The organism is Cellulosimicrobium arenosum, assembly GCF_014837295.1.
GTDB classification, from domain to species: Bacteria; Actinomycetota; Actinomycetes; order Actinomycetales; family Cellulomonadaceae; genus Cellulosimicrobium; species Cellulosimicrobium arenosum.
Genome location: NZ_JACYHB010000013.1, coordinates 55,832 through 82,465, shown reverse-complemented (window position 1 = coordinate 82,465; position 26,634 = coordinate 55,832). Strand labels below are relative to the sequence as shown.

Annotated in this window: 18 protein-coding genes; 6 read left to right on the top strand and 12 right to left on the bottom strand. The window is 73.4% G+C overall.

Annotated features, from left to right (window positions below; all coding sequences use genetic code 11):
* Positions 1-46: 46 nt before the first annotated feature.
* On the bottom strand, positions 47-1,339 hold the full coding sequence (locus IF651_RS14330) for an alkaline phosphatase (RefSeq protein WP_241744476.1): 1,293 nt from the start codon (positions 1,337-1,339) through the stop codon (positions 47-49).
* 172 nt (positions 1,340-1,511) lie between these two features.
* Here IF651_RS14330 and IF651_RS14325 point away from each other — a divergent pair, with 172 nt between their 5' ends.
* Positions 1,512-2,672: a ferrochelatase gene (locus IF651_RS14325; RefSeq protein WP_191829815.1), complete on the top strand. Its 1,161-nt coding sequence runs from the start codon at positions 1,512-1,514 to the stop codon at positions 2,670-2,672.
* 52 nt (positions 2,673-2,724) lie between these two features.
* On the top strand, positions 2,725-3,459 hold the full coding sequence (gene hemQ, locus IF651_RS14320) for a hydrogen peroxide-dependent heme synthase (RefSeq protein ID WP_191829814.1): 735 nt from the start codon (positions 2,725-2,727) through the stop codon (positions 3,457-3,459).
* Positions 3,460-3,629: 170 nt separating this feature from the next.
* On the opposite strand, the gene IF651_RS14315 is transcribed toward hemQ, so the two are convergent.
* Positions 3,630-5,756 carry an amidase family protein gene (locus tag IF651_RS14315; RefSeq protein ID WP_191829813.1) on the bottom strand — a complete coding sequence of 709 codons (2,127 nt, stop codon included), beginning with the start codon at positions 5,754-5,756 and terminating at the stop codon, positions 3,630-3,632.
* Positions 5,757-6,002: 246 nt separating this feature from the next.
* Between IF651_RS14315 and IF651_RS14310 the strand changes: the two genes are divergently transcribed.
* Positions 6,003-6,830, top strand: a complete 828-nt coding sequence (locus tag IF651_RS14310; protein WP_191829812.1) for a tryptophan-rich sensory protein — start codon at positions 6,003-6,005, stop codon at positions 6,828-6,830.
* 40 nt (positions 6,831-6,870) lie between these two features.
* On the opposite strand, the gene IF651_RS14305 is transcribed toward IF651_RS14310, so the two are convergent.
* Together IF651_RS14305 and IF651_RS14300 are read right to left on the bottom strand one after the other, a co-directional pair.
* On the bottom strand, positions 6,871-8,178 hold the full coding sequence (locus IF651_RS14305) for a Glu/Leu/Phe/Val family dehydrogenase (protein WP_422110493.1): 1,308 nt from the start codon (positions 8,176-8,178) through the stop codon (positions 6,871-6,873).
* A 123-nt stretch (positions 8,179-8,301) separates the two neighbouring features.
* Positions 8,302-9,096 (bottom strand): aldo/keto reductase, encoded by a 795-nt coding sequence (locus IF651_RS14300; protein ID WP_191829811.1) that lies wholly within the window; start codon positions 9,094-9,096, stop codon positions 8,302-8,304.
* 124 nt (positions 9,097-9,220) lie between these two features.
* Here IF651_RS14300 and IF651_RS14295 point away from each other — a divergent pair, with 124 nt between their 5' ends.
* The gene (locus IF651_RS14295; RefSeq protein ID WP_338403977.1) at positions 9,221-12,838 is read left to right on the top strand and encodes a proline dehydrogenase family protein; all 3,618 of its coding nucleotides are present in this window, start codon (positions 9,221-9,223) and stop codon (positions 12,836-12,838) included.
* On the opposite strand, the gene IF651_RS14290 is transcribed toward IF651_RS14295, so the two are convergent.
* From IF651_RS14290 to IF651_RS14265, 6 genes are all read right to left on the bottom strand, one after another.
* Positions 12,789-13,805 carry a LacI family DNA-binding transcriptional regulator gene (locus IF651_RS14290; RefSeq protein ID WP_191829809.1) on the bottom strand — a complete coding sequence of 339 codons (1,017 nt, stop codon included), beginning with the start codon at positions 13,803-13,805 and terminating at the stop codon, positions 12,789-12,791. The genes IF651_RS14295 and IF651_RS14290 overlap by 50 nt on opposite strands.
* A 41-nt stretch (positions 13,806-13,846) precedes the next feature.
* Complete coding sequence (locus IF651_RS14285) at positions 13,847-15,364, bottom strand: glycoside hydrolase family 1 protein (RefSeq protein ID WP_191829808.1); 1,518 nt, start codon at positions 15,362-15,364, stop codon at positions 13,847-13,849.
* An 85-nt stretch (positions 15,365-15,449) separates the two neighbouring features.
* On the bottom strand, positions 15,450-16,367 hold the full coding sequence (locus IF651_RS14280) for an ABC transporter permease subunit (RefSeq protein WP_191829807.1): 918 nt from the start codon (positions 16,365-16,367) through the stop codon (positions 15,450-15,452).
* Positions 16,364-17,515: a carbohydrate ABC transporter permease gene (locus IF651_RS14275; RefSeq protein WP_191829806.1), complete on the bottom strand. Its 1,152-nt coding sequence runs from the start codon at positions 17,513-17,515 to the stop codon at positions 16,364-16,366. The genes IF651_RS14280 and IF651_RS14275 overlap by 4 nt, the downstream gene beginning before the upstream one ends.
* 111 nt (positions 17,516-17,626) lie before the next feature.
* Positions 17,627-19,012 carry an ABC transporter substrate-binding protein gene (locus tag IF651_RS14270; protein ID WP_191829805.1) on the bottom strand — a complete coding sequence of 462 codons (1,386 nt, stop codon included), beginning with the start codon at positions 19,010-19,012 and terminating at the stop codon, positions 17,627-17,629.
* 256 nt (positions 19,013-19,268) lie between these two features.
* Positions 19,269-19,787 (bottom strand): DUF2505 family protein, encoded by a 519-nt coding sequence (locus tag IF651_RS14265; protein ID WP_191829804.1) that lies wholly within the window; start codon positions 19,785-19,787, stop codon positions 19,269-19,271.
* A 103-nt stretch (positions 19,788-19,890) separates the two neighbouring features.
* Between IF651_RS14265 and IF651_RS14260 the strand changes: the two genes are divergently transcribed.
* Positions 19,891-21,378: a sensor histidine kinase gene (locus tag IF651_RS14260; protein WP_191829850.1), complete on the top strand. Its 1,488-nt coding sequence runs from the start codon at positions 19,891-19,893 to the stop codon at positions 21,376-21,378.
* An 87-nt stretch (positions 21,379-21,465) separates the two neighbouring features.
* Here IF651_RS14260 and IF651_RS14255 read toward each other — a convergent pair whose 3' ends face one another.
* The gene (locus IF651_RS14255) at positions 21,466-21,714 is read right to left on the bottom strand and encodes a WhiB family transcriptional regulator (RefSeq protein ID WP_191829803.1); all 249 of its coding nucleotides are present in this window, start codon (positions 21,712-21,714) and stop codon (positions 21,466-21,468) included.
* A 269-nt stretch (positions 21,715-21,983) separates the two neighbouring features.
* On the opposite strand from IF651_RS14255, the gene IF651_RS14250 reads away from it, so the two are divergent.
* Entirely contained in the window at positions 21,984-22,418 is a 435-nt protein-coding gene (locus tag IF651_RS14250) for a hypothetical protein (protein ID WP_191829802.1), read from the top strand.
* On the opposite strand, the gene IF651_RS14245 is transcribed toward IF651_RS14250, so the two are convergent.
* Positions 22,363-26,583: an FtsK/SpoIIIE domain-containing protein gene (locus IF651_RS14245; RefSeq protein WP_191829801.1), complete on the bottom strand. Its 4,221-nt coding sequence runs from the start codon at positions 26,581-26,583 to the stop codon at positions 22,363-22,365. The genes IF651_RS14250 and IF651_RS14245 overlap by 56 nt on opposite strands.
* Positions 26,584-26,634 lie beyond the last annotated feature (51 nt).

Genomic DNA, 26,634 nt, shown 5'->3' with positions numbered 1-26,634 from the left:
CCCGTCGGTCGACCCGGACGAGCCACGAGCGCATGGTCGACGGCGTCTACCCGCGGCCTCGGCCGAGCATCGCCCGCAGGACCGCGTCGTGGACGTCGGTGTTGCGCTGTGCTCCCGCGAGACGCTCGGCGCCCGGCCCCTGGGCGGTGATCGGCGTGGCCTCGCCCGTGTGCCCGCCTGTCGTCCAGTCCACGGTGAACTGGAGATCGGAGCCCGCGAGGTCGAACGGACCGTCCTCGCTCGTCGCGCCCTCGCCGCCCTCGTCCTCGGGGTCCACGTTCTCGATCGCGAGCCCGCCCGTCGCGTGGTCCCCGACCACGAGCACGAGCGTCCCGCGGTTCCTCGAGGCGAAGTCGAGAGCGAGCGTGACGGTCTCGTCGAGCGCCTGCCCCGCCTGGATGGTGCGCGTCGCGTTGCTGCGGTGCGCGAACTCGTCGACCGCCTCCTCCTCGACCACGAGGAAGAAGCCGTCGCGGTCCCGCGAGAGCGTCTGGAGGGCCTTGGCGGTCATGTCGACGAGCGGCACCTCGGGCTCGTAGAGGTCGCCCTCGCCCTCGTTGCGCTGCTCGAACATCTCCTCGTTCGCGAACAGCCCGAGGAGCTTGCGCCCGCGCGCGTCCTCGAGTCCGTCGGCGTCGCTCACGTACGTGTACCCGAGCTCCTGCGCGCGCTCGACGAGGTTCCCCTCCGTGCCCTTGCTCTGCTCGGTCGGGTCCTTGGGCGGGTTGTCCGGCCAGGCCCCGGGCTCGCCGGCAGGGAGCCACCAGTCCTCGCCACCTCCCAGGATCACGTCCGGGCGCGATCCCTCGAGGAGCTGGCGTGCGATCTCGCTCTGGTCGCCGCGGTCGGGGACGTGCGCGCCGAAGGCGCCCGGGGTCGCGTCGGTGACCTGGGCGGTCGTGACGAGGCCGGTCGCCTTGCCGGCCCCACGTGCGCGCTCGAGCAGCGTCGGGACCCGGTCGCCGTCGGCGTCGACCCCGACGGCCCCGTTGTAGGTCCGCACGCCCGATGCGAACGCCGTGGCGCCCGCGGCCGAGTCGGTGACGGCCTCCTCGGGGTCGGCGGAGTCCGTCGTGGTCCAGCCCGCGTGCTCGAGCGAGTCCATCGCGAGCTGCCCGTCCTTGCCGACGGTGGCGAGCCTGATGAGCTCGCGGTGCGACAGCCCGAGGCCGTCGCCCTGGATGAAGATGACGTTGCGGGCGCGGTCGCCCTGGCCGCCGCCGTGACTGCCGTGGTCCCCGCCGCGGTCGCTGCCGCCGAACGGCAGGACCATCGCGATCGCGGCCAGGGCGGCGACACCGGTCGCGCCCGTCCTGATGGTGCTTCGTCGTGCGTCCATGAGTCCTCCTTCGAGACCCGGGTCCGGCGACGTCGTCGTCGTCGGACCCGTCACACGTTAGGAGGGTGTGCCCCGCTCACAACCGGAGGTGACACCATGTCCCGTCAATGTCACGTCCGTCGACGTCCGTTCCGGGCGGGCGGGCACCGGTGCAGGTGGGATCATCGAGGTCATGCCCTCGTTCTCTGCCCAGGATGCCGCGACCGCCCCCGACCTGCGGCCCTACGACGCGTTGTTCCTCTACTCGTTCGGCGGACCGAACGAGCCGGCCGACGTCGTGCCGTTCCTCCGCAACGTCACCGCGGGCAAGGGGATCCCCGACGCCCGCCTCGAGGAGGTCGGCGAGCACTACTACGGCTTCGGCGGCAAGAGCCCCATCAACGAGCAGAACCTCGCGCTCAAGGCGGCGCTCGAGGCCGAGCTCGCGCGCCGCGGGATCGAGCTGCCCGTCGTGTGGGGCAACCGCAACTGGGCGCCGTACACCCACGACGCGATCACCGAGCTCGAGGGGTTGCACGCGCAGCGCGCGGTCGCGCTCGTGACGTCGGCGTTCTCGTCCTACTCCGGCTGCCGCCAGTACCGCGAGGACCTCGCGGTGGTGCTCGAGAAGCGCGGCCAGCTCGACGGCTCGGGCTCGACCGGGGTCCGGTTCGACAAGATCCGGTCCTACTTCAACCACCCGGGCTTCGCGCAGGCGAACGTCGACGCCGTCCTCGACGGCTACGCGGCGCTCGCGGCGCAGGGCGGTGACGGGCCCGCCGCCCGCCTGGTGTTCGTCACGCACTCCATCCCCGACACCATGGAGGCCGCGTCGCGCGTCTCGCGCGCGACGTACTCCGAGCAGCACCGCGACCTCGCGCGCACCGTCGTCGCGCAGGTCTCGCAGCGCCTCGGTCACGACGTCGCGTGGGACCTCGCGTTCTGCTCGCGCTCCGGCCCGCCGAGCCAGCCGTGGCTCGAGCCCGACGTCAACGACCACCTGGAGGCGATCGCGGCCGACGGCGTCCACGACGTCGTGCTGTCGCCGATCGGGTTCGTCTCGGACCACATGGAGGTCGCGTACGACCTGGACACGGAGGCCATGGAGACGGCCGAGGGTCTCGGCCTGACCGCGGTGCGTGCCGGTACCGTGAGCACACGGGAGCCGTTCGTGCGCGGGCTCGTCGACCTGCTGCTCGAGCGCGCGGCGATCGCGCGCGGCGAGGAGGTCGACCAGGCGGTCGTCGGGGAGCTCCCGGCGTTCCGCTCCGTGTGCGCGCCGGGCTGCTGCCTGCGGCGCGACGGCGAGCCGAGCGGCGTGCCCGCGCTCTGCAGCACCGACCTGTACAGCTGACCCGGCGAGAGCCCTGCCGTCGGGCGACGACGTACCCCGAGAGGACACCACGATGAGCGACGCAGCCCGCGTCCCCGCCGACCACGACCAGATCAACGCGTCGATCCGTTACACGATGTGGTCGGTCTTCGCGACGGCGGCACCGCTGCCTGCTCGTGCGGACGAGCGCGCCGGTCTGGTCACCGAGGCGCTCGACGCCATCGGCGGCGGCCCGGACCCGGCGGCGACCGACGGCGACCTCGTGGTCCGCGGCTGGTACGACGTCGCGGGGCTGCGCTCGGACGCGGACCTCATGGTCTGGTGGCACGGCCCCAGCATCGAGTCCGTCCAGGGCGCGTACCAGCGCCTGCGCCAGAGCGGCCTGGGTGCCCACCTCGAGCCCGTGTGGTCGAACGTCGCGCTGCACCGCCCGGCGGAGTTCAACCGCGGGCACGTGCCGGCGTTCCTCGCGGGGGAGAAGCCGCGCGACTACCTGAGCGTGTACCCGTTCGTGCGCTCCTACGACTGGTACCTGCTGCCCGACTCCGAGCGCCGGACCATGCTGCGCGACCACGGTCTCGCGGCCAAGGACTACCCCGACGTGCGAGCCAACACGGTCGCGTCGTTCGCGCTCGGGGACTACGAGTGGATCCTCGCGTTCGAGGCGGACGAGCTGCACCGCATCGTCGACCTCATGCGCGAGCTGCGGGCGACCGAGGCGCGTCGGCACGTGCGCGAGGAGGTCCCGTTCTTCACCGGGCCGCGGACCGCGCTGACCGCGTGGGCCGACCGCCAGCCGTTCGCCTGAGGACTCCGGACCACGAAGACGTGGCACAGAAGGCCTGCGGAGAGGTGCGACCGAGCGGCCCGAGCAGAGCCACGGGCGCAGGACCAGTCCTCGCGGGGACTGGTCCTGCGCCCTGGGCGGTACGGTCATCCGGACGCGTCGGGTGACCGCTCAGGTGTGGTCACGTCAGCTCATTCGAGGACGACCTCCATCGCGGTGACGTTCCCCGCGACGTCGTACACCTCGACGGTGTTGAGACCGGCGACCGCGCCGAACGTACCGGGCTTGACGAAGTTCACGTCCGACCAGGCGTTGTCCGACAGGTCCTTGACGGTCCCGTTGATGACAGCCTTGTCGATCTTCAGCGCGTCGTGCAGCTTGAACGACACCTTGGCGTAGCCGTCGTCCGTCGCCTCGGTGAAGGACGCACCGTCCTTGACCGTCACCGTCGGAGCGGTCGCGTCGAGCGTGAACTCCACGGTCGTCGAGTTCCCGAACACGTCGAACACCTCGAGCTCGTTCTCGCCCTCGACGCCGCCGAACGCCCCCGGCACGACCCCGTTCAGATCGGACCAGGTGTTGTCGGTCAGGTCCTTCTCGACCCCGTTCAGCTCGAGACCGGCGACCATACCGGCGTCGTAGAGCTTGAACGACGCCGTCGAGTACACGCCGTCCTTGCCCACGGACTCGGGCTTGACCGTGACGGTCGGGTCGGTGGTGTCCGGCTCCACGGTGCCGAGCTCGGGCAGGATCCGGCCGCCGTAGGCGTCGGCGTAGTCGTAGGCGTAGCTGAGCAGGTCCGCCTCCGACCACTTCTCGCCCAGGATGATGAGGTTGAACGGCTTGCCGCTGGCATATGCGCCGTCCGGGACGACGACGCCCGGCAGCTGGGCGACGTTGATCTCCGAGACGGTGCTGGCGGAGACGCTCCCGCTGAAGATCGGCCCGACCTCGCGGACCTGCTGCGGGTAGACCAGGGCGTCGAGCTGCTGGTCCTCCATCACCGCGTCGTAGATCCGCAGGTACTCGTCCCGGTTCTCCAGGAACGGCGAGAGGTCGGGGACCTCGTCGGCGCCCTCGAGCATCCGGTTGACGCGCTCGTCGTCCTCGAAGCCGTTGGCGTCCGCCCAGGCGTTGAGCTCCTCGACGGAGTTCACCGCAGCGCTCGGGCCGAGGCGCTCGAGGTACTGCTGGATGGCCCAGTTGTTGCCTCCGCCGGTCGCGCCGCCGGCACCTCGAAGCTCGTCGAACCCGGATCCCGCGAAAGGATCCGGAACGACGGTCGCGCCCTGCGCCTCGAGCTGGTCGACGGCCTGCGCGTAGAGCTCGGCGGTCTCCGGGGAGAGCTCGGCGTTGCTCCCCGTCCGCCACCCGTCTCCCCACAGGCCGATGCGCTTGCCCTCGAGGGACTCGGTCGACAGCGCCGCGGCGTAGCCCCCCTCGGGTACCTCGGCGTCCTCCGTCTTCGGGTCGTCCGGGGAGTACCCGGCGAGCACGTCCATCATGATCGCCGCGTCCTCGGGGCTCTTGGCGAGCGGGCCGAGCACGTCGCGGGTGATCCCCTGCAGGGGGAAGTTCCCGGTGTTCGGCACCAGGCCGAAGGTCGGCTTGACCGCGTACAGGCTCTGTGCGGACGCCGGGTTCTGGATCGATCCGCCGGTCTCCTCGGCCATGCCGGTCACGGCGAAGCCCCCGGAGACGGATGTCGCGGAGCCGCTCGAGGAGCCGCCCGGCGCCCACGCCTGGTTGAGCGAGTTGTACGTGGGGCCGTACGCGCTGTTGTTGGCGTTCGAGCCGCTGCCGGCGAGGATCGGCAGGTTGGTCTTGCCGATGATGATGGCTCCCGCCTTGCGCAGTCGTGCGACGGCGGGTGCGTCCTCCTCGGGGACGAGCGCGAGTCCCCCGGCGATCGGGGCGGTCAGCGGCCAGCCGGACGTCGTCGGCATCCCCTTCACGTCCATCGAGTCCTTGATGACGATCGGGACACCCTCGAGAGCGCGGGTCTTCTTGCCGTTGGCGCGGCGTTTGTCGGACTTCTTGGCGTCCTTGAGCGCGGCGTCGTTCATCTGGGTGAAGGCGTTGTAGTACGGCTCGTAGGTGTCGATGCGGTCCGTGAACGCCTCGACGAGCTCGACGGAGCTCACGTCGCCGTTCTCGAGAGCCGACAGGGTGTCCGTGATCGTGAGAGTGGTGGGATCCCAGTCGTCGAGCCAGCTCGAGCTCTGGGTGGGCGGGGTCGGCTCAGGAGCCGCGCTCGCCGCGACGGGTGCGATGAGAGCGGTGGTGCTGAGGAGCCCGGTGACCGCAAGTCCAACCACGGCCCTGCGGCTCCGGAAAGGGCTGTTGCCCATAGATGTCTCCAGGAGGTTTCGATGACTGATAGCGCTGGACAGGGCGACCGTACGGGCGAGTTGTTTCATTGCAATTGCGGTGCTGTAACGGTGTTGATCGGTCTCGATATTGCCCTGAGAAATTTGGCCAGGACGCGAGGGCGAACCGCGCCGACCGGCGTCGGCACGCCCCGAGATATTGCTCAGCATGCTGAGGGATGTCATCGTGACACCATGACCACCACGGCACCCGCACCCTCCGTCGCTGTCCCGCCGGCACCCGCCGACCGTGTGCGGCAGGCGGTGGTGCTCGTCGGATCGCTCGTCGCGGCCGCCGGCGCCGCGTACGGGTCGGGAGCGTTCGGCGGCCAGGCCATCCAGGACGCCGCAGGGGGAGCGCTGTCCGCGACGGCCACGCCCGTGGCGCCCGACAACCCGGCGTTCCGGATCTGGTCGGTGATCTATCTCGGCCTCTTCGTCTTCGCTGTCCACCAGGTGCTGCCGAGCAGGGCCACGAACGCGCGGCTGCGCGCGACGGCGTGGTGGGTGCTCGCGTCGATGCTGCTCAACGCGGCGTGGATCGGCGTCGTCCAGGCCGGCTGGCTCGCGCTGAGCGTCGTCGTGATCGCCGCGCTGCTCGTGGTGCTCAGCGTGATCGTCGTGCGGCTCGTGCGAACCCCGCCCGACGGCGCGGGACAGGCCGTGGTCCTCGACGGCACGATCGGCCTCTACACCGGCTGGGTGAGCGTCGCGACGCTCGCGAACGTCGCGGCCGCGCTGTCCGACGCCGGGGTCGGCGAGCTGGGCCTCGGTGCGACGGGATGGTCGGTGGTCGTCCTCGTCGCCGCGACGGCCCTGTCGGTCGCGTGGGCAGCGTTCACCGTCCGACGCCGCGCGCTGCCCCTCGGCATCGGTCTCGCGATGGCGTGGGGCCTGGCGTGGGTCGCCGTCGGGCGCTTCTCCGGGCCGCTCACGGACACGACCGTCGCGTGGACCGCGGTCGCGGCCTCGGCGATCGCACTGGTCGCGGGCGTCGCTGCGGCGCTGCGACCGGCCCGCTGACCCTGGGCGACGCCTCGTCGAACGTCGACGGGCAGACGCGTCAGGGGTAGAGCCCCCGGATCTCGTGCGCCTCGGCCACGCGCTGCACCCCGATGACCAGGGCCGCGTCGCGCAGCGTCAGGCCCTGGCGCCGCGAGAGCGAGGCGACCTCGTCGTACGCCTGCAGCATGCGGTGCTCGAGCTTCTCGCCGATCTCGGTCTCCGTCCACCAGTACGCCTGGTTGGCCTGCACCCACTCGAAGTACGAGACCACCACGCCGCCGGCGTTCGCGAGGACGTCGGGCACGACGATCACGCCGTTCGCCGCGAGGATCCCGTCGCCCTCGGCCGTCGTCGGGCCGTTCGCGCCCTCGACGACCCAGCGGGCTCGGACCTGGCGGGCCGACTCCCCGTCGAGGACACCCTCGACGGCCGCGGGCACCAGGACGTCCACGTCGAGCGCCAGCAGCGCCGGGTTGTCGATCGGGTCCGAGCGCTCGAACCCGACGACGCTGCCCGTCGCGGCGACGTGCTCGGACAGGCTGCGCACGTCGAGGCCGTCGGGGTCGTGCACCCCGCCGAAGGCGTCCGACACGGCCACGACCCGCGCGCCCTGCGCGGCGAACAACGTCGCGGCGTGCGCGCCCACCTTGCCGTACCCCTGGATGGCGACCGTCACGTCGGACAGCGGCACCTTGGCCTCGTCCAGCGCCGCGCGCGTCACGTGGACCACGCCGGCAGACGTCGCCGTCGTCCGCCCGAGCGAACCGCCGACCGCGATCGGCTTGCCCGTCACCACGGCCGGGATCGTGTACCCGTGGTTGACCGAGTACGTGTCCATGACCCAGGCCATCGTCTGCTCGTCGGTGCCCATGTCGGGCGCCATGATGTCCCGCCCGGGGCCGATCACGGGCATGATCTCCGACGTGTAGCGGCGAGTGACGCGCTCGAGCTCGCCCGCCGAGTGCGCGTCCGGGTCGATCGACACCCCGCCCTTCGCCCCTCCGTACGGGAGGTCGACGATCGCGCACTTCCACGTCATCCACATCGCGAGCGCGCGCACCTCGTCCCGGTCGACGCTGGGGTGGTACCGCAGGCCGCCCTTGCCCGGCCCGCGCGAGACGTTGTGCTGCACGCGGAACCCGTGGAACAGGACGGTGCGCCCGTCGTCGCGGCGCAGCGGGACCGAGACGTTCACCTCGCGGCGCGGCGTCGCGAGCATCTCGTGCAGGCCGGCGTCGTAGCCGAGCACGTCGACCGCGCCCGCGAGCTGGCTCAGGGCCGTGGTCAGGGCGGAACCGGCGACGGGTGCGGCGTCGTCGGGGGCGGGCGAGGTGGGGGTGGGTGCTGGGACGGACGTCGTCGTCACTGGTGCCTCCGGTCGAGGTGGGTCCGCGGCCGCGGGGTGTGCGGCCCCGAACCCACCGTAACGCCGCGCGGTGCGCGCTTCCTGGCGGGCGCGCGCAGGTGCGCACCCGCCAGGAGGCGGGAGTCAGCCGCCGATCGTGTCGATGCGAGCGAGCTCGTCCGCGGACAGGCTGAACCGCGTCACGTCGGCGTTCTCCTCGATGCGTGCCGGCGTCACCGACTTCGGGATGACGACGTATCCGTGGTCGATGTGCCAGCGCACCACGACCTGCGCCGGCGTCGCGTCGTGCGCCGCGCCGATCTCGGCGAGCACGGGGTGGTCGAGGTCGGTGCGCTTGAACGGGCTGTACCCCTCCAGCACGACACCGCGCTTGCCGAGCTGTTCCGCGACCTGGGCGTCGTGGTCGGCCGGGCTCCACGGGATCTGGTTCACCGCCGGCGTCTCGCCGACCTGCTCGGACAGGATGTCGACCTGCTCGACCGCATAGTTGCTCACGCCGATCGAACGCACCTTGCCCTCGTTGCGCAGCTCGACGAACCGCTCCCACACCCACGGCGAGGCCTCCTTGTTCGGCGGCCAGTGGATCAGCCACAGGTCGACGTAGTCGGTCCCGAGATCGCGCAGCGAGGCCTCGAGCGTCTCGCGCTCCCTGCCTGCGGCGTCGGGCGGCAGCTTGGTCGTGACGAACACGTCCGCACGGTCGACCGCGGACTCGGCGAGCGCGCGTCCCACCTGGGACTCGTTGCCGTAGCCGGTCGCGGTGTCGACGTGGCGGTAGCCGACGTCGAGCGCGTGGCGCACCGCGCGGTAGCAGTCGTCGCCCTCGGACAGCCACGTGCCGATGCCGAGGAGCGGGATGCTCCCGCCGGGCAGCAGCGCGGTGGGGACGGGAAGGGGATCTGAGGTCGTGGGTGTCATGGCTCCAGTCTTCGCGCCCGACGCCCCGTCTCGCCACCGGGAAGCCGCCGGCCCGTGGCCGGGCCACGGACCGGTGAGGCGCTGACGACGTGTGGAGCACGACGTGCGGGGGCAGGGTGGAGGGGTGAGTCGTGGTGAGGAGTCCCTGCCGTCCCTGCCGTCCGTACGTCCTCGGCCGCTCGACCTCGTGGACGACGCCGTCGGCCTCGCGCGCCGCTGGCTCGCCGCGAGCACCGCGTCGGGTGGCACGTCGCGCGAGACCCGGACCGTCGCACGGGTGGCCGCGCTCGTCTCCGACCCGGCGGGTCTCGACCTGGCCGTCCGGTTCGTGGACGACGTCGCGCGCCCCCACGACCCGCACGTCGCGGCGCGAGCGCTGGCCCGGCTCGTCGACGACGCGAGCGACTCCCGCGGTTTCCTCGGGCCGCTCGACCGGTCCCTGCTGCGCGCCGGGGGACGCCTCGCTCCCGCCCTGCCACGCGTCGTCGTGCCCGCTGCCCGGATGCGGCTGCGTTCGCTCGTGGGGCATCTCGTGGCCGACGCCGGGCCCGGCCTCACCGCGCACCTCGCGCGGACCCGGGCCGCGGGCTACACGCTCAACGTGAACCTGCTCGGCGAGGCGGTGCTCGGCGAGGACGAGGCGCGAGCCAGGCTCGCTCGCACGATCGCGCTCGTCGAGCGGCCCGACGTCGAGTACGTCTCGGTCAAGGTGTCCTCGGTCGCGTCCCAGCTCGTGCCCTGGGACCTCGAGGGGTCGCGCGACCGGGTCGTCGACCGACTGCTCCCGCTCTACCGGGCCGCGCGCGAGCACGGCGTGTTCGTCAACCTCGACATGGAGGAGTACCGCGACCTCGCGCTGACGACCGCGGTGTTCCGGGCGGTCCTCGCGAGCGACGGGCTGCACGACCTCGAGGCCGGGATCGCCCTGCAGGCGTACCTGCCCGACGCGCTCGGCGTCCTCGACGACCTCACGGCGTTCGCGCGCGAACGCGTCGCCGCGGGCGGCGCGCCGATCAAGGTGCGGTTCGTCAAGGGGGCGAACCTCGCGATGGAGGCGGTCGACGCCGAGCTGCACGGCTGGGCCGCCGCACCGTACCCGACCAAGCCCGGTTCCGACGCGAGCTTCGTGCGCCTGCTCGACCACGCGCTCCGGCCGCCGCGCACCGACGCCGTCCGCGTCGGGGTCGCGAGCCACAACCTCTTCCACGTCGCGCTCGCCGTGCTGCTCGGTCGCGCACGCGGCGTGAGCCACGCGATCGACGTCGAGATGCTGCAGGGCATGGCGCCGGCCGAGGCGCGCGCGGTGCGTGACGAGATCGCGGGCGACCGCGCGACGACCGGGCCGCACGCCGGCCGCGGCGGGCAGATGGTCCTGTACACGCCGGTCGTGCGCGACGAGGACTTCGACGTCGCGATCTCCTACCTCGTGCGCCGGCTCGAGGAGAACGCCGAGCCGCACAACTTCCTGCACGCCCTGCTGGCCGACGTGTCCGCGGGCACCCCCATGGACCGCCAGGAGCGCGCGTTCCGCGACTCGGTGCGCGACGGGGAACGGGACGCGCCGACGGACCTCACCCCGCGGCGTCGGGCTCGGGGTGCCCCGGGCGCGCCGGCAGGGGAGACCCGCCCCGTCCCGGACCAGCCGGTCGCCCCGGACCAGCCGGTCCCCGCACGGGACGCGGACCGGTTCGCCAACGCTCCCGACACGGACCCGGCGCTCGCCGCCTCGCGCGCGTGGGCGGCGCGCGTCACCGGCCCCGACAGCGGGTACGTCCCGGTCCGCGCCCCCGAGCCGGCCTCGACCGCCGCGGTCGACGACATCGTCGCGCGCGCCGCCCAGGCCACGTCGGCCTGGTCCGGGGTGCCCGCGGCCACGCGCGCCCACGCGCTGCGTCGCGTCGCGCGACGCCTCGAGGAGGCGCGGACCGACCTCGTCGTCGCGATGGTCCACGAACCCGGCAAGACCGTCGCCGAGGCCGACCCCGAGGTGAGCGAGGCCGTCGACTTCGCGCGCTACTACGCCGACCGGGCCGACGAGCTCGATCCCGCGGCCGGTACGGTGCCCGGCGCGCACTTCACGCCCGACGGCGTCACGGTCGTCACCCCGCCGTGGAACTTCCCGGTCGCGATCCCGGCGGGCGGGATCCTCGCGGCGCTCGCGGCGGGCTCCGCGGTCCTCGCCAAGCCGGCGCCGCAGACCCCGCGGTGCCTCGAGGTCGTGGTCGCGGCCGTCCACGCCGGGCTGCGCGATGCCGTGTCCGACGACCCCGGCACCTACCGCGCCGCGGGGCTCGACGCCGACTCGGTCGCCGACGTGGTGCAGCACGTGCGTGTGCCCGACGACGAGCGCGGTCGCGCCCTCGTGACGCACCGCGACGTCGCACGCGTGGTGCTCACCGGCTCGATCGAGACCGCGCGCCTCTTCGCGCGCTGGCGCCCGGAGCGTCCGGTGCTCGCCGAGACGTCGGGCAAGAACGCGCTCGTGATCACGCCGTCCGCCGACGTCGACCTGGCGGTCGCCGACCTCGTGCGCTCGGCGTTCGGGCACGCCGGGCAGAAGTGCTCCGCCGCGTCGCTCGCGATCCTCGTCGGCTCGGCCGGCGACCCGGGCACCGGGACGGGTCGACGCGTGCGGCGCCAGCTCGTCGACGCGGTCCGCTCGCTCGCCGTGGGTCCCGCCACGGACCTCGCGACGACGACGGGACCGCTCACCGGACCGGCGTCGGGCAAGCTGCTGGACGCGCTCACCACGCTCGGCGCCGGGGAGTCGTGGCTCGTGCGCCCCCGCTGCCTCGACGCAGGCGAGGACGGGACGGGGCGCCTGTGGACGCCCGGGCTCAAGCAGGGCGTGCGGCCGGGCTCGTCCTTCCACCTCACGGAGTACTTCGGTCCGGTGCTCGGCATCATGACCGCCGCGACCCTCGACGAGGCGATCGCGCTGCAGGACGCCGTGCCGTTCGGTCTCACCGGCGGGATCCACAGCCTCGACGACGACGAGGTCGCGCGGTGGCTCGACGCCGTGCACGTGGGCAACGCCTCCGTGAACCGGCACATCACGGGCGCGATCGTCCAGCGGCAGCCGTTCGGCGGGTGGAAGCAGTCGTCGGTCGGCCCGGGTGCGAAGGCGGGTGGGCCGAACTACGTCGCACAGCTCGGGCGGTGGTCCGACGACGCCGTGGTGCCGCCGCGCGACCGGTCACCCGCGCAGTGGCTCGCATGGGCGAAGGCCGACGACGCGCACTGGTGGCGACGCGAGTTCTCCGTCGAGCACGACCCGGCCGGGCTGCGCAGCGAGTCGAACGTGCTCCGCTACCGGCCCGTCGAGCTGCTCACCGTGCGGGTCGGCGCCGACGCCCTGCCCGTCGAGGTCGAGCGCGTGCTGCACGCGGCGCGCACGGCGGGCGTGCCGACGATCGTCGTGCCGGCGCCAGGTGCCCCGGGCACGCCAGGGCGGTGGACCGGGACGGACGACGCGCAGCTCGCCGCCGACGTCGCGGCCGGTCGGGTGCGCGGCCGGGTGCGCGTGATCGGGTCGGCGCCCGGGCTGCGCGAGGCGGCGGCGGAGCGCGTCGGAGAGGTGACGGTCCTGGACCACCCGGTCGTCGCGAGCGGGCGGCGCGAGCTGCTCACCGTGCTGGCCGAGCAGGCGGTGAGCCGCACCCGGCACCGGTACGGTCACGTCCGGGCGTCGGTCAGACCGACGCCCGCTCGACGAGCTCCGGGGCCAGCACGCGAGGGGTGAAGTCCTTGCTCCCGTTCGCGACGAGATCGAGCAGCATGTCGGTCGCGTCGCGCACCATGGTGATCATCGGGTTGCGCACGGTCGTGAGCGGGGGAGACGTCGTCGCCGCCGTCGCGAGGTCGTCGAACCCGACGACGGACACGTCCTGGGGCACCCGCCGCCCGTGCTGAGCGAGCACCCGCATCGCGCCCTCGGCCATGAGGTCGGACGCCGCGAAGAGCCCGTCGATGTCGGGGTGCTCGGCCAGGAGCCGTTCCATGGCGGCCGCACCCCCGGCGAGGGCGAAGTCCCCGGCCTCGACCGCGTCGTGCGCGATCCCCGCGGCGTCGAGCACCTCGTTCCACCCGGTGAGCCGGTCCACCCCGGCCGTCATGTCCTGCGGACCCGTGATGGTCGCGAGCCTGCGCCGGCCGGCCTCGACGAGTCGGCGTGCGGCGAGCCGTCCGCCCTCGACGTTGTCGACGTCGACGTACAGCAGGTCGGGCGTCGGGTGGAACGGTCTGCCGACGAACACGGCGGGCAGGCGAGTCGCGAGCAGCGCCTCCTCGAGCTCGTCGTCGCGGTGGTGCGACGCGACGATCGCGCCGTCGACGTGCCCGCTGCGCAGGTACCGCACGATCCGACCCGGCTGCTCGTCCGGCCGGGCGAAGAGCAGCACGAGCTGGAGGTCCGTGCCGCCGAGCGCCGCACTGACGCCACGCATGGTCCCCGCGAGGAACGGGTCGGTGAGGATGCGTTCGTCGGGCTCGGGCACGACGAGCGCGATCGAGTCGGTGCGTCGCGTCACGAGGGACCGCGCCGCGCGGTTCGGGGTGTAGCCGAGATCCGCGACGGCCGCGTCGACGGCGGCCTGAGCCTCCGGCGAGACGCGGTCGCCGCCGTTGATCGCGCGCGATGCCGTGGAGCGCGAGACGCCGGCCGTCCGGGCCACCTCGTCCAGCGTCGGTGCTGTGGTGGGAGAGCTCATGAGACCAGTATCCCGCCACCAGGGGTGACGGGCGGCATCGGTCATGGCCGCGTCGTGTCGTCCCGGGCCGGGATGACGTTGTCGCGGGCGACCGTCGCGTACCAGCGGCCGCTGGACTTGACGGTGCGCTCCTGGGTCTCGTAGTCCACCCGCACGATGCCGAACCGCTTCGTGTAGCCGAGCGCCCACTCGAAGTTGTCCAGGAGCGACCACGCGAAGTAGCCGCGGACGTCGGCCCCCGCGTCGATCGCGTCCTTCGTCGCGCGCAGGTGCCCGTCGATGAACGACAGCCGGTCCTGGTCGTCGACAGCGCCGTCGGGCCCGACGACGTCCGGGAACGCCGCACCGTTCTCCGTGACGTACATCGCGACGCCCCGGGGGCCCGTGTACTCCTCCTGCAGGCGCACGAGCAGGCGTGTGAGCCCCTCGGGCTGGACCTCCCAGCCCATGTCCGTCAGCGGCAGCCCGCGCGAGTGCGTGTGGACGCCGTCCGCCGCCGGGTGCGGGGAGGACGTCTCGCGGACCGGGGCCGCGTCGTCGGCCTCGCGCACGCCCTCGGGCCGTGTCCCACCGCCGCCCGACCCCGACTCCTGCGGGAGCGCGGAGACCGCACCACCGTTGTAGTAGTTCACGCCGAGCGTGTCGATCGGGGTGGAGATGATGTCGAGGTCGCCGTCCCGGACGTGGTCGAGCAGCCCGTAGGGCGCGACGTCCTCGAGGACGTCGGCCGGGTACTCGCCGCGCAGGATCGGGTCGAGGAAGATGCGGTTGAACTGGCCGTCGATGCGGCGGGCGGCGTCGACGTCGGCCGGGTCGGCCGGATCGACCGGGTCCGCGACCGTGAAGTTGAGCGTGAGTCCCAGGTTCGCGGCCGGCGCGCGCTCGCGCAGCGCCTGGATGCCGAGCCCGTGGGCGAGCATGAGGTGGTGAGCGGCAGCCAGGCCGTCGGGCCGCGACTGCCGACCCGGTGCGTGCACGCCGGCGGTGTACCCGAGGAACGCCGAGCACCACGGCTCGTTGAGCGTGGTCCAGACCCCGACACGGTCGCCCAGCGCCTCGTGCATGGTCACGGCGTACTCCGCGAACCGGTAGGCCGTGTCGCGGTTGGTCCACCCGCCGGCCTCCTCGAGCGCCTGCGGCAGGTCCCAGTGGTAGAGCGTGAGCCACGGCAGGAGGTCCGCCGACAGCAGCTCGTCGACGAGGCGGTCGTAGAACGCGAGCCCGGCGGGGTTCACGGCCCCGCCGTCCGGGTGCACGCGTGCCCACGAGGTCGAGAACCGGTACGCACCGAGGTGCAGGTCACGCATGAGCGCGACGTCCTCGCGGTACCGGTGGTAGTGGTCGCACGCGTCCGTGCCGTCGTCGCCGTTGATCACCGCGCCGGGGATCGTGCTGAACGTGTCCCAGATGGAGTCGCGCCGACCGTCGGTGCGGGCCGCACCCTCTACCTGGTAGGCGGCGGTCGCCGTGCCCCACAGGAAGCCCTGGGGCATCTCGACGCGACCCGTGGCCGTGTCGGGGTTCGGGGCGAGAGGTGCGGTGGGGACGAAGAGGCTCATGGGTGGGTCCTTCCCAGGTCGGAGGGGCGGGTGCTGGTCGTCCCGTGCGGCGTGCGAGGGTACGGCTGGAGCGGCGTGCGACCGGTCAGCCCTTGACAGCGCCCTGCATGATGCCGGCGACCAGCTGGCGCCCGACGAAGATGAACAGCACGATCAGGGGCAGGGTGACGAGGAAGACGCCCGCCATGACGAGCGAGTAGTCCACGAAGTAGTTCGCCTGCAGCGACCGGATGACGAGGGGCAACGTCGGATTGTTCTGACTCAGCACGATCGACGGCCAGAAGAAGTTCGTCCACTGCATCACGAAGGTGAACAGTGCCAGCATCGCCGCGGCCGGCCGGGCCGCGGGCAGGGCGATGGACCAGAACGTGCGGAACATGGACGCGCCGTCGACGCGTGCCGCCTCGATCAGCTCGAAGGGCAGCGCCTCCTCGAGGTACTGGGTCATCCAGAACACGCCGAAGGCCGTGACGAGGGCAGGCACGATCACCGCCTGGACCTTGCCGATCCAGCCGAGCTCCGACATGAGGATGAACAACGGGACCACGCCGAGCTGGGTCGGGACCGCCATCGTCGCGATGACGAACACGAGGAGCGGCCGGCGTCCCCGGAACCGCAGCTTGGAGAATGCGTACCCGGCCAGCGTCGCGAAGAACACGGTGGTGACCGCGGTGACCACGGAGATGATCACCGAGTTCGCGAACGCCTTCCAGAAGTTGATCGCGGTCGAGTTGATGATGTCCGAGAACCGTTCGAACAGGCTCATGTCGGGGAACAGCTGGGGGAGCGCGTTGCGCGAGATCTCCTCGGGTGTCGACGACCCCAGCACCAGCGTGTAGTACAGCGGGAAGATCGCCAGGAGCAGCGTGATGCCGAGGAAGGTGTAGGTGACCCAGCCGGGTCGGCGCGAGTAGCCGCCGGTGGACCTGCGGCGCCTGCGGCGCGCCGCGGCGTGCGCAGCACCAGGACCTGCGGTCTGGGCGATGACGGGGACAGAGGTCACGATGCGCTCCCGGAGTCGTTCGAGCGGTCGTCGGAGCGGTCGCGGGTGCCGGGCTCGCCCTCGGCACGGGCGGCCGTGGCGGCGGTCGGCGGAGCGGCAGCGCTCGCCACGAGGGCGGTACGCGCCCGACGCCGTGCGGCACGTGCACGGGCACGCTCCTGCCGCGGTACGCGCGGCCCCGACGTCGAGATGCTGCGCGTGATGAAGAAGTTGACCATCCCGATGACGAGGATCAGGAGGAACAGGAGCCAGGCGACCGCGGCGGCGCGGCCGAAGTTGCCCTGGTTGCCCCATCCGACGTCGTACAGGTAGAGCACGGTCGTCATGTACTGCCGGTCCGCGCCCCCGAGGCCGCCGGCGTCGAACATGCGCGGCTCGTCGAAGATCTGCAGGCCGCCGATGGTCGACGTGATGACCACGAAGATGATGGTCGCGCGGATCTGCGGGACCGTCACGGAGAAGAACTGGCGGGCGCGTCCTGCGCCGTCGATGATCGCGGCCTCGTAGAGCTCGCGCGGCACGGCCTGCATGGCGGCGAGGAAGATCAGGGCGTTGTACCCGGTCCAGCGGAAGTTCACCATGCCGGCGATCGCGGTATGGCTCGCGAGCGTGCTCGCGTGCCAGCGGATCGGGTCGATCCCGACCAGGCCGAGCATCTCGTTGATCAGGCCGTACTGGTCGGCGAAGAGGCGGCTGAAGATCATCGAGATCGCGACCGGTGCGACGACGTAGGGCAGCAGCACACCCATGCGCCAGAACGTCGCGGAACGCAGGTTCTGGTCGAGGAACGCGGCGAGGGTGATCGCGATGATCACCTGCGGCACGGACGAGAGCAGGAAGATCGAGAGGGTGTTGCGCAGCGACTTCCAGAACGTGGGCTGCGCGAGCACGTCGCTGAAGTTCTGCAGGCCGACGAAGTCGCCCTGGCCGCCCAGCAGGCTCCACTCGTGCACCGAGACCACGGCGGTGTAGGCGAGCGGGAAGAGGCCGGTGACGGCGAAGAGGATGAAGAACGGCGAGATGAAGAGGTAGGGGGAGAGCTTCACGTCCCAGCGGCTCATGCGCTGGGAGAAGCCCACCCGTCGTGGGGTCCGCTCGGGCGGCCCGTCGACGCCCCGGTCGGGTTGCGTGGGTGAGAGGACGGCCATGGCTCTTCCTGGGAGGTTCGACGTCGGTCAGGCGTGCAGCGGCGAGGTCCGCGGCACGAGCGGTCCCGCCCCGGCCGTGCCGCCGGCACGGACGGGGCGGGACCTGGTGCGTCAGCTCAGGCCGAGGTCCTTGAAGCCCTGGACGGCCTTGTCCCACGACTGCTGGGCGTCGTCGGTCTTCTCGACGTCCACGCGCGTGATCGCGTCCTGGACCTGCTGGTGGATCGAGAAGTAGTTCGCGCCCTTGAAGGGAGCCTCGCCGATGACCTGCGCGCGGTTGGTGAAGATCTCACCGGCCGGTGCGTCGTTGAAGAACTCGTTGGTGAACGCCATCACGGCGTCCGACTCCTGCGCCTCGATCTGCGACGGGAAGGTCCCGGCGTTCTCGAACGCGGTGGTCTGCTGGGCGGGGTCGGTCAGCCAGGCCGCGAGCTCCTTGGCCGCGTCGGTGTTCGCGCCGTTCGCGGGGACGGTCAGGAACGAACCGCCCCAGTTGCCGCCGCCACCGGGGAAGACGTCCGCGATGTTCCAGCCGTCGATCCCGCCGGAGCGCTCCTCGATGGGGCCCATCATCCACGCCGGGCACAGCATGGTCGCGAAACCGTCGTTCTGGAACGCCGCGTCCCAGTCACCGGTCCACTGCTCCGCACCCGCGGACAGGCCGTTGTCGACCGACTGCGTGAGGACCTCGTTGTAGAGGTCCTGGACGTCCGTGTTGGTCGCGAGGTCCTTGGGGGTCCCGTCCGACTCCTCGTACGCGTTCGGCAGCTGGTTGATCATGCCCTGGAACGTCGCACCGGCGGAGTCGTACCACGGCGTGCCGCTGGCGTCCGTGAACTCCTTGCCGACGCTGAAGTACTCGTCCCACGTCGCGTCCTCGCCGCCCAGCAGCTCTGCGACCTCGGCGGGGTCTGTCGGCAGGCCGCCGGCCTCGAACAGGTCCTGGCGGTAGCAGATGGCCTCGGGGCCGATGTCCGTCCCGTAGCCGATGAGCACGCCGTCGGTCGTCGTGGCCTGCTGGACCTTCCAGTCCACCCACCGGCCGTCGAGAGCCGGGTCGGTCAGGTCCACGAACTTGTCGGGGTACTCCATGAGCTCGGGCAGCCAGTCGACCTCGATGGCCTCGATGTCGGCCAGGCCCTCTCCGCCCGCGGCGAGCTTGGTCGTGAGGTTGGTGCGTGCGTCGCCGGACTCGGCGGCCTTGGTCTGCTCGACCGTCACGTTCGGGTGCTCGTCGGTGTAGGAGGCGAGGAGCTCGTCGGAGTAGCCGAAGTCGTTGAACGTCGCGACGGTGAGGGTGATCGGCTCGTCGCTGTCGCCGCCGCCACCTCCGCCGTCCGAGTCGTCTCCGGAGTCTCCGGAGCATGCGGTCAAAGTCAGGGTGATGGCCGCGAGGCCCGCGGTGGCGACGATCGCCTTGCGGGACCGGCGGGTCGTTCGAGTGCTGCTCAGCACGATGACTCCCTTGTCGGTGGGACGAAGTGGCAGCGCTCCCATCACCAGAGATGGTAGCGCTTCCACGAGGTGTGACGATGGTGCTCGCGCCCCTGGTGGGATGTCAAGGGGTGGGTCGGGCCGGGTGTGGTGTGGTCGCGCTCCCATACCGGCATACACGCTGGTCAGAGGGCATATCGGGGACGATCGGCCGCACTCCTGGGTGCTGAATTGTTACCGCTTCGAGACCGCTGCGTGATGCGTCGTGACGCCCGACCCGGAACGGGGTGGCGAGGTCGGTCCCGCGCCGACCGGCTCCTCAGCCCGCGAGCCAGTGCTGCCCGGCGGCCTCTTCCGCGGACAGGGCGGCCCGGACCGCCGTCGCCGCCGCGTCCTCGATCGCGCTCGCGAACAGCGGGAGCGACGCTCGCACCTCTCCGTCGTACTCCTGCACGGTCGACGGCGCGTCCGAGCCCGGATCGCTGTCGGAGGCGAGGGTCACGGTCCCGGTGAGCCGCACCGGCGCTCCGGTGATCTCGAGGGAGACCGTCCCCCGGCGGACGCCGTCGTGCTCCGGCTCCCACGCCTCGACCTGACGGATCTCGAGCCGGCTGCCGACGAACGGCCGTGCCTGGGCGGGGATCTGGCCCGACGGCAGGGTGCGCCGCACCGTGACGGTGAACCCGTGGTCCGGCGTCCCGGTGACGTCGACCTGCATCACCTCGGAGCCGGACCCCCCGGAACGCTCGGCGCGCCAGCGCACGAAGGCCTCGTCGGCGAGCACCTGGCCGACCCGCGAGACGCTCGCCGGGTAGCGTTGCTCGACGCGCAGGTGCACGGGTTGCCTCCTGGACTCGGACGGGATGGCGGACCGGGCGCGGTGCGGACGCGCCGTTCTCCCGGGACTCTACCGGCCCGTCTAGGCTGGGCGCGTGTCTGCCATGAGTGACCTCATCTCCCGCCACGCCGATCTCAGCCCCTCGGACAACGAGCGGCTGCACCTGCTCGTCGGGGACTGGCAGGTGGTCTCCGACCTGGCGTTCGCCGACCTCGTGCTGTGGCTGCCGACGGCGGACGGCAACTTCGTCGCGCTCTCGCAGTGCCGCCCGTCGACCGGGGCGACGGTCCACTACGACGACATCGTCGGCTCGTTGGCCCCCGACGGCCAGCGGCCCCAGCTCGCGCGTGCGATGAGCGAGGTCCGCCCGCAGCGCTCGCGCGAGCCCCGGTGGTTCGGCGCGTACGCCGTGCGCGAGGAAGCCGTCCCCGTCGTCCACCAGGGCCGCCCGATCGCGGTCGTGGCACGGCAGACCAACCTCGGCAGCGGGCGCACGCCGAGCCGCCTCGAGCTGAACTACGTCGAGGCCGCCGACGACATCATCGCGATGATCTCGCGCGGCGAGTTCCCGTTCCCGAACGCCGCGACCGGTCCGCGCCGCGGCGCGCCGCGCGTCGGCGACGGGCTGATCCGCCTGAACTCCGAGGGCGAGGTCCTGTACGCGAGCCCGAACGCGCTGAGCTGCTTCCACCGGCTCGGCGTCATCGGACCGCTCGTCGGGCGGTCGCTGGTCGAGGTGACCGCAGACCTCGTGGAGCACGAGAAGCCGGTCGACGAGTCGCTGCCGCTCGTCGTCATGGGCCGCGCGCCGTGGCGCACCGAGCTCGAGGCGCACCGCGTGTCCCTCTCGCTGCGTGCGCTGCCCCTGACGGAGTCGGGCCAGCGGATCGGCGCCGTGCTGCTGTGCCGCGACGTCTCGGAGCTCCGCCGGCGCGAGCGCGACCTCATCACCAAGGACGCGACGATCCGCGAGATCCACCACCGCGTGAAGAACAACCTGCAGACCGTCGCGGCACTGCTGCGCCTGCAGGCTCGGCGCATGGACGTCCCGGAGGCGCGGGCCGCCCTCGAGGAGGCGATGCGCCGGGTGGCCACCATCGCCCTCGTGCACGAGAGCCTGTCCCAGACCCTCGACGAGGAGGTCGAGTTCGACGACATGGTCGGGCGCGCGCTGCGCCTCGCGGCCGACGTCGCGTCGGCGGACACGAGCGTGCGGACGGTGCGGACCGGATCGTTCGGCCTGGTGCCGGCGGAGGACGCCACGCCGCTGGCCCTCGTGCTGACCGAGCTCGTCACCAACGCCGTCGAGCACGGGCTCGCGAAGAGCGGTGGCGGCACCGTCGAGGTCGCGGTCGAGCGGGACGGCTCCGCGGTGCGGATCGTCGTCGCGGACGACGGCGTGGGGATGCCCGAGGGCGGCGTGGCCCATGCAGGTCGGGTCGCGACCAGCGGCCTCGGGTCGCAGATCGTGCAGACCCTGGTCACCAACGAGCTCCGGGGGACCATCGAATGGGGCCCTCGCGACGGCGGCGGGACGCAGGTCGCGCTCGAGATCGCCCTGCGCGACGGCGGGTCGTCCCGCGTGCCCTGACGACGCGGGGCACGAACGGCGTCGGGCACGAACGACGTCGGGCCGCCACCCCGGGAGGGTGACGGCCCGACGAGCGGGTGCGTGGCGTCAGCCGGCGCGGCGGGCGCGGGCGGTGCGGCGCTTGAGCGCGCGGCGCTCGTCCTCGGACAGCCCGCCCCAGACACCGGCGTCCTGGTTGGACTCGATGGCCCACTTCAGGCAGGTGTCGACGACGTCGCAGCGACGGCACACGGCCTTCGCCTCGTCGATCTGGAGGAGGGCGGGTCCGGTGTTCCCGATCGGGAAGAACAGCTCCGGGTCTTCGTCCAGGCAGGCTGCGCGGTGGCGCCAGTCCATGTGTCACTCCTTGGCACGAGAGAGGGAGTCCGACTCGGGGGCGGGATGCAGCGACGCCGTCGACCAGGATGGTGCCGACAGGATCGCCCGTTCCGACGCAGGCCGGGTGCGGACAGAGGGGGTGATTGATGCTTGAACCAGGTTCACACCTCGTGAAGGTGAGCACAAGGGGTTACGGGGAAGTTTCCTCCACATGAATCGTGAGGTCTTCGTCACAAGAGCGTGAAACCCCAGGTCGCGGCGTACCCTGGGTGATCGTGCCTCGTCCCGTGCCTGATCCTTCGCACGAGCCGGTGCCGCCCGCAGGCGGTTCCGGCTCCCGTCCGCCCGCTCTGCTCGCGCTCGTCGTGGGCGTCGGGGTGGAGGTGCTCGCGCTCGTGGGCGGGGCCCTCGTCGTTCTCGTCGAGCTCGCCTCCGGTGGCTCGCTGTCCGTCGGCGTGAGCGTGTTCCTCGTCCTGTTCGGCCTCGGGATCGCTGCCGTCCTGGCGGCGAGCGTCCGCGGACTGCTGCGCGGGCAGCGCTGGGCACGGTCGCCGGTGGCGACGTGGCAGATCCTGCAGGTCGTGGTGGCGATCAGCTCGCTGCAGGCCGGTGCCTCGGTGTGGCCCGTCGTCGCCCTCGTCCTCGCGGTGACGATCGTCGTGCTGCTCATGCTCCGGCCGGTCGTGGCGGCGACGACTCCCGACGCCCGGCCCCAGGGCTGAACGAGTCCACGAGCGCCACCTGCAGGGGGCGGGCCCGGGGCCCGCGCACGAGCACGCCGCGACCCGCTCGGGTGCGTCCCGGGTCCGCGAGCCGTTCGAGCGGGTGCCCGAACACGTCCGAGCTGCCGCGTTCGGCCGGACCGAGCACCACGCCGTTCCGCGCGGACCGGAGCTCCGCGAGCGGACCGCGCAGCGCGGTGGCGGCCGCCGCGGTGGTCGACGAGGCGACCAGGCGCAGCCCGTCGCGGCACAGTGCCGCGAGCCGGTCGCCCTCCACCAGGCACAGCTGCGCGAGCTGGTCGAGGTCGTCGATCACCACCACAGCCGGGCCGACCCCTGTCCCCGGCATCGCGGGCCGGGCGGAGAGCAGGTCGAGGAAGGCTCCGACGTCGGTGGGGGAGTAGCGGGTCAGGCGCGGCACGTCGTCGGGCGCGGAGGCCGGGACCCGGCGGTCCCGGGCGGCGATCCCGGCGAGCGAGCCGCGGTCCGCGAGCCGGTCCACGATCAGTCGCAGCGTGGCCGAGCGGCCGCTCCCGGGCGGGCCGGCGACGAGCGCACCGTCCTCCAGGTCCAGCGCGAGGACAGCGCCGTCGTCGCCGCCGCGTCCCAGCGGCACGAGCAGGTGGCCCGTCGTCGGGGCGGCCGCGTCGGGTGCACCCAGGTCGGCCACGGCCACGTGGTCGGGCACCGGCGCCACCCGCGTGGGACGGTCGGTCGTCGGCACCCGCGGTGCGCCGCCGGGGTGGGCGCCACGACCGGGCGCGGGGCCGTCGGCGATCGCGACCTGGCACACGACCGGCTCGCCGCACCCGGTGAGCACGGCCCGGCCGGGAGGACCGCCCGTGCCGGCGAGCGCGCCGGGCACGCCGCGGGACACGTCGTCGTGCCGGTCGCGGGAGGACAGCACGACTCGCACCCCCACCTGCGCGTCCAGCCCGGCGACGCGTGCCCCCGAGCCCGCGACCGCCACGTGCACGCCGGGCGCCGCCAGGACGTCCGCGAGCGCGTCCGTCCCGACGGCTCCGGGCAGCGCGTCGAGCGCGGTCCGCAGGGCCTCGACGTCGTCCACGACGAGCAGCGTGGGGCGCGGCGAGCCGGGGTGCGGCAGTCCCGCGGGACGCCCCTGGCCGTCGTCGTGCCCGGCCAGCAGGCGGAGCAGCCGCACGACCCGGCGGGGATCCGAGCGCCCGACGACGGTGCCCATGCCCGGGTGCTGCGCGACGCGCGCGAGGGCAGGCCCGCCCACGACGTGGACGTGCCAGCCTCGGTCCAGGGCCGCGCGGGCGAGCGTGTGCAGGGTCGTGGTCCGTCCGGAGCGGGTCCGTCCCACGACCGCGAGGTGCCCGTCCGCGGGGTCCCAGCGAGCGACGTCGCGCCGCTGCTCGGCAGGGAGGTCCGCGAGGCCGAACGGGAGTCCCGCGGCGGCGGACCCCGCGTCGGGGAGGTCCGCCGTCCCGACGCGCTCGGGCAGGGCGGGCAGCCACGGCGGAGCGGGGGTCGGCGAGCCGGTGCGCCGTGCCACCTCCTGCGCGACCCGGACCACCGCCGCCGGGTCGTCGGCGTCCACCGTGCCGTCCGGGGGTCCCTCGGGAGGGTCGTCCAGAGGCGCGGCCCGTCGCCCCGCCGCGCCCCACGGCGGGGCGAGAGCTGCGCCGACGGGCGCGCCGCGCCGCCGCCACGGTGCGCTGGTGCGCGCGCACTGCAGCGCGACCGGCGGCGCGGCGCCGATGCGCAGGATCGCGCGACCGGGCACGCCGGCGGGGATGCGGGCCGCGAGCGGCGAGTCGACGACGTCCAGCGAGTCGGCCGGGTCCACGACGCGCAGCGCGAGCCGGGCCGAGATGTTCGCCCGCACGTCGGTGCTGACGGCGCCGGCCGGACGCTGCGTCGCGAGCACGAGGTGGACGCCCAGCGCGCGCCCCTGGGCGGCGACCCGCAGCAGGCCCGGCAGGAACTCGGGCAGGTCGTCGGCGAGCGCGCGGAACTCGTCGATGACCACGACGAGCCGCGGCATCGTGCCTGCCGGGAGGTCGGACAGGTCGCTCACTCCCGCCGCGGCGAGGACGCGCTCTCGACGGTGCAGCTCGGCGCGCAGCCCTGCGAGCGCGCGCCCGGCCAGGCCCGGCTCGAGGTCGGTGACCCGGCCCGCGACGTGCGGCAGGTCGCCGCACGCCCCGAAGCTCGTGCCGCCCTTGAAGTCCACGAGCGCGAGCGCGAGGTCCGTCGGTGAGCGGGTCAGCGCGAGCCCGGTCACGAGGGTCTGCAGCAGCTCGGACTTGCCCGCGCCGGTGGTCCCCGCGACGAGCACGTGCGGGCCGTCGGCCACGAGGTCGAGCACCACGGGCAGGCCGTCCGCGCCCGTCCCGAGCACCACCGGCAAGGAGCGCGGGTCGGGCGCCGGACTCCACCGGGCGGCGAGCCAGTCCGCCGCCCCGGAGCTGCCCGAGGGCGCGTCGAGCAGCACCGCGAGGGACACCTCGTCCGGGAGCGTGGGTGCCGCGGGGTCGCACGCGCCGGCCACGGGCAGCGCTCCGGGGCCGGCGTCACCGAGGGTGCCGCGGTGGTGGGCGGCCGCGAGGTGGCGCGCGACGGTGTCGGCCCACCGCGCGCCGACGCCGACGACCGGCGCCGCGTGCACCCCGTCGGTCCCCGTGCGGGACGACGCGGTGCGGGTCGCGACGACGACCGTGCGGCACCAGGCGGGGACGTCCGTCGCGCGCGTGGCCAGCAGGACGAGACGCGTCCCGCCCGGGCCCAGCCGCTGCCAGGCTGCCGCGAGCTCGGCGGCGGGCACCGTCGACGGTCCGAGCGCGCCGCTTGCCGGGCCGCAGGTCCGGGTGTCGACGACGAGGACGTCGGCGCGCTCGACGTCGTCGAGCGTCGCGACCGCCCGCGCACCCGGGATCCACCGGCACCAGGACCACTCCGCGGCGGCCGTGCACCGCACGACGGGGACGGAACCGTCGAGGAGGAGCTCGGCGACCACGGCGCGCGCGAGCGCCGTGGCGGGCTCGCGGTCGCAGCGGCCGCGCGGACCCGCGGGAGCACCCACGACGGCGACGCACCCGTCGGGGAGCCCGCGGGAGGGATCGTCGTGCGGGTCGTGCGGGTCGTGCGGGTCGTGCCCGTCGTCGCCCGAGGTGAGCAGGCGCCGTGCCGACGGTCCCGCGTCGTCGCGCGGCCCGCCCGGGCGCCTGCGGTGCGCGCCGCCGGGAGCGAGATGGGCGACGACGGCGCGTGTCGCGACGTCGGCCGGGCGCGGGCGCAGCGGGTCCCCCGCTGTGCCACCGAGGGCTGCCGACGTGACCCCGTCGGTGGGACCGGGCGGTCCGGGGTCGTGCCCCGTCGATCCACGACGACGGCGTGAGCGCGCGAGCGCCGGCACGAGGAGCCCGAGCGGCCCGGCGACCGCGAGGAGCGCGTAGAGCGGGTTGCCGAGCGCGACGGCGAGCGCGACGGACGCGACGGCCGGGACGAGCACCATGGGCAGCGCGGCGGCGAGGCCGCGTCCCTGGGCGGGCGCCCGGTCGTCGGGACGTGGGTCCCGACCGTCGCCCGTCCCCAGCGGGGGACGGGGACGCAGGGCGTACGTGGTGACGCCACAGCTCAGCTCGACGCCCGCCCGCCACGAGACGGGCCACGGCGCGACGATCCGACGCGGCCGTCGGCGGCTGCCCGCCCGCCGACGTCGGGCCCCGCGCGGGACGCGCACGCGGAACCTGCCGCGGGAGGAGGCCAGGTGCACGTCCAGCGCGTCGACCCGTGCCCGGCAGCGCGGCCCGGTCCCGACGGGCACGAGCCGTCCGGCCTCCGGCCCCGTGAGGACGGCGACGTGCCAGGGAGAGGTCAGCACGTCCGCCAGGGCCCCCTCGTCGTTCCGGTCCGCGTCACGGTGCGGGCGTCGCCCGGCACGTGCGGTCGTGAGGGTCGCACCGGGCAGCAGCGGGTAGGTGCCGCACCGGTGCTCGTCGTCGACGACGACCCCGTCCACGCACAGGGCCGCGGTGAGCAGCTCGGGCCGGCACGTCAGCCGTGCGAGGGCTGCGCGCGCATCCCCCAGCCGCGTGCCGGGCACCAGCAGCACGTCGATCTCCGGGTGGACCGTGACGCGCAGCGTGGCGGTCCCGCGGGCGGGGAGGGCGGAGGGCGTCGCGGTGGGCAGCACGGGTCGATCCTGTCGTGGTCGAACCGTCGCGTGCGCAGGGACGGGCGCGCC